At 73.5% G+C, this 9256-nt stretch carries 9 protein-coding genes and 1 pseudogene; 7 read left to right on the forward strand and 3 right to left on the reverse strand.

Going from position 1 to position 9256, the window contains the following annotated elements; genetic code table 11:
- Nucleotides 1–268 precede the first annotated feature (268 nt).
- From H5J29_RS11230 to H5J29_RS11245, 4 genes are all read left to right on the forward strand, one after another.
- Nucleotides 269–1609: an NAD(P)/FAD-dependent oxidoreductase gene (locus H5J29_RS11230; RefSeq protein WP_181780875.1), complete on the forward strand. Its 1341-nt coding sequence runs from the start codon at nt 269–271 to the stop codon at nt 1607–1609.
- Between the two features lie 2 nt (nt 1610–1611).
- Nucleotides 1612–2058 (forward strand): nuclear transport factor 2 family protein, encoded by a 447-nt coding sequence (locus H5J29_RS11235; protein WP_181780876.1) that lies wholly within the window; start codon nt 1612–1614, stop codon nt 2056–2058.
- A 181-nt stretch (nt 2059–2239) separates the two neighbouring features.
- Nucleotides 2240–2551 carry an integration host factor, actinobacterial type gene (gene mihF / locus H5J29_RS11240; RefSeq protein ID WP_181780877.1) on the forward strand — a complete coding sequence of 104 codons (312 nt, stop codon included), beginning with the start codon at nt 2240–2242 and terminating at the stop codon, nt 2549–2551.
- Nucleotides 2552–2621: 70 nt separating this feature from the next.
- Nucleotides 2622–3470, forward strand: a complete 849-nt coding sequence (locus H5J29_RS11245; RefSeq protein WP_181780878.1) for an alpha/beta fold hydrolase — start codon at nt 2622–2624, stop codon at nt 3468–3470.
- Between the two features lie 10 nt (nt 3471–3480).
- Here H5J29_RS11245 and H5J29_RS11250 read toward each other — a convergent pair whose 3' ends face one another.
- Entirely contained in the window at nt 3481–4140 is a 660-nt protein-coding gene (locus H5J29_RS11250; RefSeq protein WP_181780879.1) for a response regulator, read from the reverse strand.
- Nucleotides 4137–5651, reverse strand: a complete 1515-nt coding sequence (locus H5J29_RS11255; protein WP_312858161.1) for a sensor histidine kinase — start codon at nt 5649–5651, stop codon at nt 4137–4139. The genes H5J29_RS11250 and H5J29_RS11255 overlap by 4 nt, the downstream gene beginning before the upstream one ends.
- A 142-nt stretch (nt 5652–5793) precedes the next feature.
- Here H5J29_RS11255 and H5J29_RS11260 point away from each other — a divergent pair, with 142 nt between their 5' ends.
- The 3 genes from H5J29_RS11260 to H5J29_RS11270 are packed head-to-tail and all read left to right on the forward strand — an operon-like array spanning nt 5794 to nt 8839.
- Complete coding sequence (locus H5J29_RS11260; protein WP_181780880.1) at nt 5794–6804, forward strand: Bug family tripartite tricarboxylate transporter substrate binding protein; 1011 nt, start codon at nt 5794–5796, stop codon at nt 6802–6804.
- Nucleotides 6801–7334 carry a tripartite tricarboxylate transporter TctB family protein gene (locus H5J29_RS11265; RefSeq protein WP_181780881.1) on the forward strand — a complete coding sequence of 178 codons (534 nt, stop codon included), beginning with the start codon at nt 6801–6803 and terminating at the stop codon, nt 7332–7334. The genes H5J29_RS11260 and H5J29_RS11265 overlap by 4 nt, the downstream gene beginning before the upstream one ends.
- Complete coding sequence (locus tag H5J29_RS11270; RefSeq protein WP_181780882.1) at nt 7334–8839, forward strand: tripartite tricarboxylate transporter permease; 1506 nt, start codon at nt 7334–7336, stop codon at nt 8837–8839. The genes H5J29_RS11265 and H5J29_RS11270 overlap by 1 nt, the downstream gene beginning before the upstream one ends.
- A 126-nt stretch (nt 8840–8965) precedes the next feature.
- Here the strand turns inward: H5J29_RS11270 and H5J29_RS11275 are convergent.
- Nucleotides 8966–9238: pseudogene (locus H5J29_RS11275) on the reverse strand (phosphatidylglycerol lysyltransferase domain-containing protein); the annotation flags it as partial.
- Between the last annotated feature and the right edge of the window lie 18 nt (nt 9239–9256).

Here is a 9256-nt window from a genome sequence, read left to right on the forward strand (position 1 = left end):
CCGCCCTCGCGGAGTCGTGCGCGGTGACCGCCTCGGGCGCCACTGCGGACTCGGACACCGGTGCGGGCGGCGGCGGCGAGGGCACCGCGGGCAACTGACCCGTTCGCGCAGCGGACACCCGGGGGCAACACCGGCGGTCCCGGCGGCGACTACGCTCCTCCCGCGCGGTCCTGCGACGACGCCCGGGCTGCGGTACACAGACCGGTAGGACATCCGGCGCCGACGTCGTCGGGAGCCGCGACCAGAGGGGCAGCATTCCGTGGCCGACGTGAGCAGCACTGGGGACACCCCCACCGGTGGGGGCCGCAAGAAGGTCGTCATCGTCGGCGGCGGGTTCGGCGGGGTGCGGGCCGCGAAGGCCCTGAGCCACGCGGACGTCGACGTCACCCTGGTCGACCGGACCAACCACCACCTCTTCCAGCCGCTGCTCTACCAGGTCGCGACGGGGATCCTGTCCCCCGGGCTGATCGCGCCCGCCCTGCGCCGGGTGGTCAAGCACCAGCGCAACACGCGCACGCTGCTGGCCGAGGTCTACGACATCGACATCCCGAACAAGGTCGTGCGGTCGCTCGGGCCGAACGAGCAGCACATCGACCTGCCCTACGACTACCTGGTCGTCGCGGGCGGGGCGGGGCACGCCTACTTCGGGCACGACGAGTGGGCGCAGTTCGCGCCGGGCATGAAGAGCATCGAGGACGCCCGGATGCTCCGCAGCCAGATCCTCGGCTCGTACGAGCTGGCCGAGATCGCCACGGACGAGAAGGAGCGGGAGGCCTACCTCACGTTCGTCGTGGTGGGGGCGGGCCCGACCGGCGTCGAGATCGCCGGGCAGCTCGCCGAGCTCGCGCAGTTCGTGCTGCCCAAGGAGTACCGCTCGATCGACACCCGGCAGGCCACGATCATCCTGCTGGACGCGGCGCCGTCCGTGCTCCCGCCCTTCGCGCCCAAGCTGCAGAAGTACACGCAGCGCAAGCTGGAGAAGATGGGCGTGGAGATCCGGCTGAACACCGCCGCCACCGACATGGACGCCGAGACGATCACGGTGAAGGGGCCCAAGGGCGTCGACACCATCACGGCCAAGACCAAGATCTGGGCGGCGGGGGTGCAGGCGTCCCCGCTGGCCAAGGTGCTCGCGAAGGCCACCGGGACCGAGACCGACCGCGCGGGCAGGCTGGCCGTGGACCCGGACTGCTCGGTTCCGGGTGCGGAGGGCGTGTACGCGATCGGCGACATGGTCAGCACCGTGGACCGGTTGCCCGGCGTGGCGCAGGTCGCCATGCAGCAGGGCACCTACGTGGGCAAGCAGATCACCAACCGGGTCAAGGGCGACACGACCACCCCGGCGCCGTTCAAGTACTTCGACAAGGGCTCGATGGCCACCATCGGCGCCCGGCAGGCCGTCGCGGACGCCATGGGCTTCAAGGTCACCGGCTGGGCCGCGTACCTGATGTGGTGCTACGTGCACGTCATGTTCCTGATCGGCTGGGGCAACCGGCTCGGCACGCTCTACAACTGGGTCCGCTCGCTGCGCTACGCCCGCAACCGCGGCCACCGCCTCATCGACATGACCGGTGCGAAGGCCGTCGCGGAGCAGCACGAAGCCGCGTAGCCGTGACCCCGGCCATCCAGGTCCTGATCCGCGAGGTCGAGCGGGCGTGGGACACGTTCTGGGCGGCCGTGTACACCGATCGCGACGTGGGGGCGGCGGTCGCCCTGCTCGATCCCGCCGCCTCGTTCGTCGACGTCCCCGCGATGACGGGCGGCAACGACCGGGACCAGGTCGCGGCGCACCTGGCGGAGGTCGTCGTGCCGTCGGTGCCCGCGGACCTGGCGCGAGAACGCGTCTCGCGCACGGTGGACACCCGACGGCTGGTCGACGAGCTGCGGTGGACCTTCACCCACGACCGCGAGCTGCCCTGGCTGCTGCCCGGCACCCCGCCGTCGGGGCGGTCCGTGCGGGTCCTCGCGGTGTCCGTGGTGGCCGTCCGGAACGGCCGGATCACCTCCGTCCGGACCCTCTGGGACGTCGACAGGCTGCGCCATCAGGTGACCGCCTGACGCCCGGAACCCGCCGCTGACGGTTCCATGACACCGTTTTCGACGATCACGAGGCTCTGACGTGGGGGTTCCCGGCGTGGCGTTGTCGTGCGTCTGCCAGGCTAGGGGCCACGCTGTACCCGGTACGACCACCGACGCACCCCGAAAGCGGGTGGTCGATGGGAGATGAGAGGAGCACACCATGGCACTGCCCACGCTGACCCCCGAGCAGCGCGCGGAGGCTCTCAAGAAGGCCGCCGCAGCCCGCACTGCGCGCAAGGAGCTCCGGGACAAGATCGCCAAGGGCGAGGAGACCATCCCGGCCGTGCTGGACCGCGCGAAGTCGGACCAGGTCGTCGGCAAGACCAAGGTCGCCGACCTGCTGAAGAGCCTGCCCGGCTACGGCCCCGCGAAGGTCTCGGCGCTGCTGGAGCAGACCGGCATCGACGCGTCCCGTCGCGCCGCGGGCCTGGGTGACCGGCAGCGCCAGGCGCTGCTCGACGCCCTGAAGTAAGTCGCACCGCCTCCCGCCCCGGTCCGGCCTCGTGCCGGACCGGGGCGGCGGCGTCTCTAGGGTGCCTCCCGTGGAGAAGTTCGTGGACGTGGCCCCGGGCGTGCAGGTGTGGGCCGAGGAGATCGCGGGGCCCGGCGAGCCCCTGCTGCTGGTGATGGGCGCGAACGCCTCGGGCGTCGCCTGGCCGGAGGAGCTCGTCGAGCGCCTGGCCGAGCGGCACCGGGTCGTCCGCTACGACCATCGCGACACCGGCCGCTCCACCCACGCCTTCGACGAGCGGCCCTACGCGATCCGCGACCTGGCCGCAGACGCCGTCGCGGTGCTCGACGCCTTCGGGATCGACCGCGCCCACGCCGTCGGGATGTCCCTGGGCGGCACGCTGGTGCAGCTGCTGCTGGTCGACCGTCCCGACCGGCTGCTGTCGGCCACGCTGTTCTGCACGGCGTCCCTGCAGTGGGCGGACGAGCTCCCCGGCCCCGCTCCGGCCCTCCTGCGGCTCTGGGGCGAGCTCACCGACGAGCGCACGCCGGAGCAGGAGCTGGAGTGGCGCGTCGAGCACTGGCGGCTGCTCAACGGCACGGGCCTGGAGTTCGACGAGCAGTGGTTCCGCGGGCTCGAGGAGCGGGTCATCGCGCACGCGGGCCGCGCGGACAGTCCGGCCGCCCACGCCGCGGCCTCCCAGGAGGGCCTGGACCGCGGCCCGGAGCTCGCCGAGGTGCAGGTCCCGACCCTGGTGATCGAGGCCCCCGAGGACCCGGTCGACCCGCCCCCGCACGCCGCCCACCTCGCCGCGACCATCAAGGGCGCCGAGCTCGTGCGCATCGAGGGCATGGGCCACGCGATCCCCCCGGCCGTGGTGACCCCGCTCGCAGCGGCCGTCCTCGCCCACACCACCCGCGGCCGCATCATGGAGCCATGATGCGGCCGGGTCAGCGGGTCCAGGTGTAGCGGCGTTCGGGGCGGCCGGTGCCGCCGTAGCGGAGCTTCACCACCACCGCCCCGGTCTCCACGAAGTGCTCCAGGTAGCGGCGGGCGCTCACCCGGGACAGGTCGGTCAGCTCCGCGCACTCGGTCGCCGAGAGGTCGCCGCCGTGCTCGCGCAGCACCTTCTCCACCAGGGCCGCCGTCGGCGGGGTGAGGCCCTTCGGCAGCCGCCGGGTCGACCCGCCGAAGAGTCGGTCGATGTCCTCCTGCCCGGCCCGGTCCAGGCCCGCCAACCGGCCCCGCAGCCGTCGGGCCCGTTCGACCTGTTCCGCCAGGGCCCGCGAGTCGAACGGCTTGACCAGGTAGTGCAGCGCGCCGCCGTGCAGGGCGGCGGCGACCGTGGCGGCGTCGTCCGCGGCCGTGATGACCAGCACGGACGGGTCGTCCGGCGCCCCGGTGCGCAGCCGCCGGAGGACCTCGATGCCGGACATGTCGGGCAGGTAGACGTCGAGCAGGACCAGGTCGGGTCGCAACGCACCCGCCTGCGCGACGGCGTCCGCACCGGTGTGCGCCACGCCGACCACCGCGCAGCCCGCGATCCGCCCGACGTACCCGCTGTGCACCTTGGCGACCATGAAGTCGTCGTCGACCACGAGGACCCTCATCCGAGCACCGCCGTGAAGGTGGCCCCCTCGACCGCAACGCTCCCCCGCCGCCGCAGACACACCTCGCGGACCAGCGCGAGCCCCAGCCCACGCCCGCCGGGCGACTCGGCGGCCTTGGTGGTGAACCCGTGCCGGAACACCTCGTCGGCCAGCTCGGAGGCCACCCCCGGCCCGGAGTCCCGCACCCGCACGCGCACCGCGCCCTCCCGTTCCTCGATGCCGATCTCGACCCACCCACCGGGCGACACGGCGTCCAACGCGTTGTCCACCAGATTTCCCAGCACGGTGACGAGATCTCGGCCCAGGTCCGGGTCGTCGGTCGCGCCGAGCCGGGCGTCGGGGGAGAACCGCAGCTCCACGCCCCGTTCCGTCGCCAGGGACGCCTTGGCGACCAGCAGCGCGGCCGCCGCGGGCTCCTCCACGCGGGTGACCACCTCCCGTCGCCAGCCCTCCGCCGCCGCCACCACCCCGGTCACGAACCGGCGCACCTCGTCGTACTCGCCGAGCTCGGTGAGCCCCGCGATGGTGTGCAGCCGGTTGGTGAACTCGTGGGCCTGCGCGCGGAGGGTGTCGGTGAGGGTGCGGGAGGCGTCGAGCCGGTCCTGCAGGGTGGTGAGCTCGGTCCGGTCCCGCAGCGTCACGACCGCGCCCGCCTCCAGGGGGTTGCGGTTGAGCACCAGCACCCGGCCGGCGTGCACCACCACCTGGTCCTCGCCGCGGACCCGGCCGGTCAGGACGTCGCGGAGCCGGGCGTCGAGCCCCAGGTCGTCGACCCGGTCCCCCAGGTGCGCCCCGGGCAGCAGGTCCACCGCGGGCTGGTTGAGCAGTGTCACGCGGCCCTCGGGATCGAGCCCGACCACGCCCTCCTTGACCCCCAGCAGCATCGCCTCGCGCCGCTGCACGAGCTCGACGATCTCGGCGGGCTCCAGCCCCAGCGTCTGCCTGCGCACCCGCCGGGCCAGCAGCAGCGACCCGGCCACCCCCAGCACCAGCGCCAACCCGAGCAGCGCCGCGACCTCCCCGCGGGCCGGCGCGAGGGCCTCCAGCAGGGTGGGTGCGCGGATGCCCGCCGACACCACCCCCACGACCTCGCCGCCCGCGACGACGACGGGCACCTCCGCGACGACCGTCCGGTCCACCGATCCCGTCCAGGCCCGCCCGGCGAACGCGGTCGACTCGCCCGGGTCGAACGCCGTGCCGAGCTCTGCGGGATCGGGCGAGCTGCGGACCACCCGGTTCGCGTCGACGACCACGATCCGGTCCGCCCCGGAGAGGTTCTCGGCGCTGCGCGCGAAGCTCGCCAGCAGGTCGACGTCCCGGTCCACCAGACCGGCGCGGATGCCCGGCGTCGCGGCGACGTCCTCGGCCACGGTCAGCATCCGACGACCCTGGGTCTCGCGGAAGGCGGCATCGGACTGGACGGCGGCGAGCGCGGCGACGGCGGCCAGCAGGATCAGCACCACGAGCAGCTGCCAGACCAGGAACTGACGGGCCAGCGGGCGTCCTCGCACCCGGTCAGACTAGGGCGCCGCGGCCGCTCGGAACCCGTGACCACAACGACCACAACCACGTTTGTGGACACAAGCGCGACACCGGGTCGCCCGGCCCCCAGGATGAGCGCACACCGACCTCGATGCGGAGGAGAAGACACTGATGTCCACCCGCGAAAGACCCACCCGCACCGTCTCGGCGGTGCTCGCGGTGGTCGTGGCCGCGGCCGCGGTGCTCCTGGTACCGCCCGCCGTCGGCGCGCTCACGGGGACGGGCGACGGGACCCAGCTGCGCGGGCTGCGCATGCTCGTCCCGAACTCCCCCGGCGGTGGCTACGACGTCACGGCCCGCACCGCCGCCAAGGCGATGGAGGACGCCGGGCTCACCGGCTCCGTCGAGGTCTTCAACCTGCCCGGGGCGGGCGGCACGGTCGGCCTCGGCCGCACGGTCAACGAGAGCGGCAACGACCGGCTCGTCATGTCGATGGGGCTCGGGGTCGTCGGCAGCGTGTACACGAACGACTCCCCCTCGACCCTGGCCGACACCACGCCCGTCGCGCGGCTGACCCAGGAGACCGAGATCGTGGTCGTCGGGAAGGACTCGCCGTACACCAGCCTGCCGCAGCTGCTCGCGGACTGGAAGGCGAACCCGGGCGCGACGCCGGTGGGCGGCGGGTCGTCCCCCGGCGGGCCGGACCACCTGGCCCCGATGCTGATCGCCGAGGCGGCGGGCCTCGCCCCGCGGGACGTCAACTACGTCGCCTACGACGGCGGCGGCGAGCTGCTCGCCGCCGTGCTCGGCGGGAAGGTGGCCTTCGGGGTCTCCGGGCTCGGCGAGTACGCCGACCAGATCGACGCCGGTGAGCTGCGCGTCCTCGCCGTGACGGCCGGGGAGCCGGTCCCCGGGGTCGACGCACCCACGCTGCGGCAGGCGGGCCTGGACGTCGAGTTCACGAACTGGCGCGGGATCGTCGCGCCGCCGGGGCTCTCCCCCGAGGGCCGGGCCGAGCTGGAGGCCGTCTTCGCGGAGCTGCGCGGCACGTCCGAGTGGGCGGAGGCGCTGGAGCGCAACGGCTGGACCGACGCCTACCAGCCGGGCCCGGAGTTCGGGGCCTTCCTGGCGGCCGAGAACGAGCGCGTGGCCGGAGTGCTGCGGGAACTGGGGCTGGCATGACCGTCACCGAGGACCGTCCGGTCGAGCGGAAGCCGAACTGGTTCCGCGAGCACTCCGAGCTCGGCGTGGCACTGCTCCTGCTGGTCGTGGGGCTGCTCGTGGTCGTGGACACCGCGCTGGAGGGCCGCGGCGGCGGGGGCGACTCCGACCCGCTGGGCCCGCACGCCGTCGCGTTCGTGGTCGGCGGGGCGCTGCTCCTGCTGTCCGTGCTGCTGGCCGTCGACGTGCTGCGCGGCGGGAAGGGCGAGGCCGAGGCGGGCGAGGACGTCGACCTCTCGACGCCGCCGGACCTGCGGACCGTCGGCATGCTCGCCGGCGTGCTGGTCGCGACGGCGGCGCTGATCCCGCTGGTCGGCTGGCCGATCGCGGGCACCGTGCTGTTCTGGGGCGCGACCTTCTCGCTCGGCTCGCGCTCCCTCGTGCGGGACCTGCTGATCGCGGCCGGCGTCTCCGTCGTCACCTGGATCGTCTTCGACGGCCTGCTCGGCGTCGACCTGCCCGGCGGGCCGCTCATGGGGGTGTTCGGCTGATGGACACGTTCTCGAGCCTCATGGGCGGCTTCGCGGCCGCCCTCACCCCGGAGAACCTGCTGTTCGCGGCGATCGGAGTGCTGCTCGGCACCGCGATCGGCGTGCTGCCGGGCATCGGCCCGGCCATGGCGGTGGCGCTGCTGCTGCCCGTCACCTACGCGTTCGACCCGACCGGCGCCTTCATCATGTTCGCCGGCATCTACTTCGGTGCGATGTTCGGCGGCTCCACCACCTCGATCCTGCTCAACACCCCGGGTGAGAGCGCGTCGGTGATGGCGGCGCTTGAGGGCAACCCGATGGCCAAGTCCGGCCGCGGCGCGCAGGCGCTCGCCACGGCGGCGATCGGGCACTTCGTCGGCGGCATCATCGGCGTGGTCGGGCTGGTGCTGCTGGCGCCGCTCGTGGCGTCGGTGGCCGTGGACATCGGGGCGCCGGACTACTTCGCGGTGATGGTGCTGGCGTTCGTCGCCGTGACCTCGGTGCTGGGCAGCTCGCGGATCCGCGGGTTCGCCGCGTTGGCGATCGGGCTGACGATCGGGCTGGTCGGGCTGGACCCGATCAGCGGGCAGCCGCGGCTGACGTTCGGCGTCCCGCAGCTGGCCGACGGCATCGACGTCGTGATCGTGGCGGTCGGCCTGTTCGCCGTCGGTGAGGCCCTGTGGGTGGCGGCGCACCTGCGTCGCGGGCAGCAGGAGGGCATCCCGGTGGGGCGGCCGTGGCTGTCGCGCGCCGACGTCAAGCGGGCGTGGAAGCCCTGGCTGCGCGGCCCGTTCATCGGGTTCCCGTTCGGCTCGATCCCGGCGGGCGGCGCGGAGATCCCCACGTTCCTGTCCTATGTGGCCGAACGGCGGCTGTCGAAGCACCGCGACGAGTTCGGTACCGGGGCGATCGAGGGCGTGGCCGGTCCGGAGTCGGCGGCCAGCGCGTCGTCGGCCGGGACGCTGTCCACGATGCTGACCCTCGGCCTGCCGACGACGGCGATCGCCGCCGTCATGCTCGCGGCGTTCCAGCAGTTCGGGATCCAGCCGGGTCCGCTGCTGTTCCAGACCGAGCCCGACCTGGTCTGGACGCTGATCGCGAGCCTGTTCATCGGCCTGGTCCTGCTGCTGGTGCTGAACCTGCCGCTCGCACCGGCCTGGGCGCGGTTGCTGAAGATCCCGCGGCCCTACCTCTACGCGGGCATCCTGTTCTTCGCCTGCATCGGGGCGTACGCGGTGTCCGGGCAGGCCGTGGACCTGCTGGTGCTGCTCGGGATCGGCGCGGTGGGCTTCGTGATGCGCCGCTACGGCCTGCCCGTGCTCCCGGCGATCATCGGCGTGATCCTGGGCCCCGACGCGGAGCTCCAGCTGCGCCGCGCCCTGCAGATCGCCGACGGCGACGTGACCACCCTGGTCTCGACGCCCCTGTCGATCACGGTCTACGTGATCATCGCGCTGCTCTTCCTCTTCCCCCTGATCCGCAGGCTCCTCCCGACCCGCCCAGCGAAGGAGCACGCGGACGTCTGACCCCTCGCACGAACGGCACCCTCGCTCACACCTAGTGAGCGAGAGTGCCGTTCGTTCGTCAGCGCAGGAGGGCTCTCGCCGGACGGGCAGCCAGCTCGTCACGCCGTGGACGGACCGGTCCCCGTCGACCGCCACCAGCAGCCGGACGTCCGGGTCCGCCAGCTCGTCCAGCCCGCCGAGGGTGAACCCCATCTCCGGCAGGCCCCTGTCCGCCACCCACTCCTCGCTGATCGCCCGGATCTGGTCGGTGACCGCCAGCGGGGCCTCGCGGTAGGTCGTCCACTCCGCGGTGACCCCGGCCTTGGCCGCCCTGTTCAGCGCGGTCCGCACGTCCTGCCACCTCCGCCCCGTGAACGCCAGGTCGCCGAGCGGCAGCAGCGTCTCCTCGGCGACCTGCACGGTCCGCCAGCCGAGGGC

Source organism: Pseudonocardia pini (assembly GCF_013870575.1).
GTDB classification, from domain to species: Bacteria; Actinomycetota; Actinomycetes; order Mycobacteriales; family Pseudonocardiaceae; genus Pseudonocardia; species Pseudonocardia pini.

Bases quoted from the DNA above. Each gene is read 5' to 3' on its own strand.
- H5J29_RS11260 (WP_181780880.1), top strand. From the start codon at position 5,794: ATGTCCACCCGCGAAAGACCCACCCGCACCGTCTCGGCGGTGCTCGCG.
- H5J29_RS11270 (WP_181780882.1), top strand. From the start codon at position 7,334: ATGGACACGTTCTCGAGCCTCATGGGCGGCTTCGCGGCCGCCCTCACC.
- mihF (WP_181780877.1), top strand. From the start codon at position 2,240: ATGGCACTGCCCACGCTGACCCCCGAGCAGCGCGCGGAGGCTCTCAAG.
- H5J29_RS11265 (WP_181780881.1), top strand. From the start codon at position 6,801: ATGACCGTCACCGAGGACCGTCCGGTCGAGCGGAAGCCGAACTGGTTC.
- H5J29_RS11250 (WP_181780879.1), bottom strand. From the start codon at position 4,140: ATGAGGGTCCTCGTGGTCGACGACGACTTCATGGTCGCCAAGGTGCAC.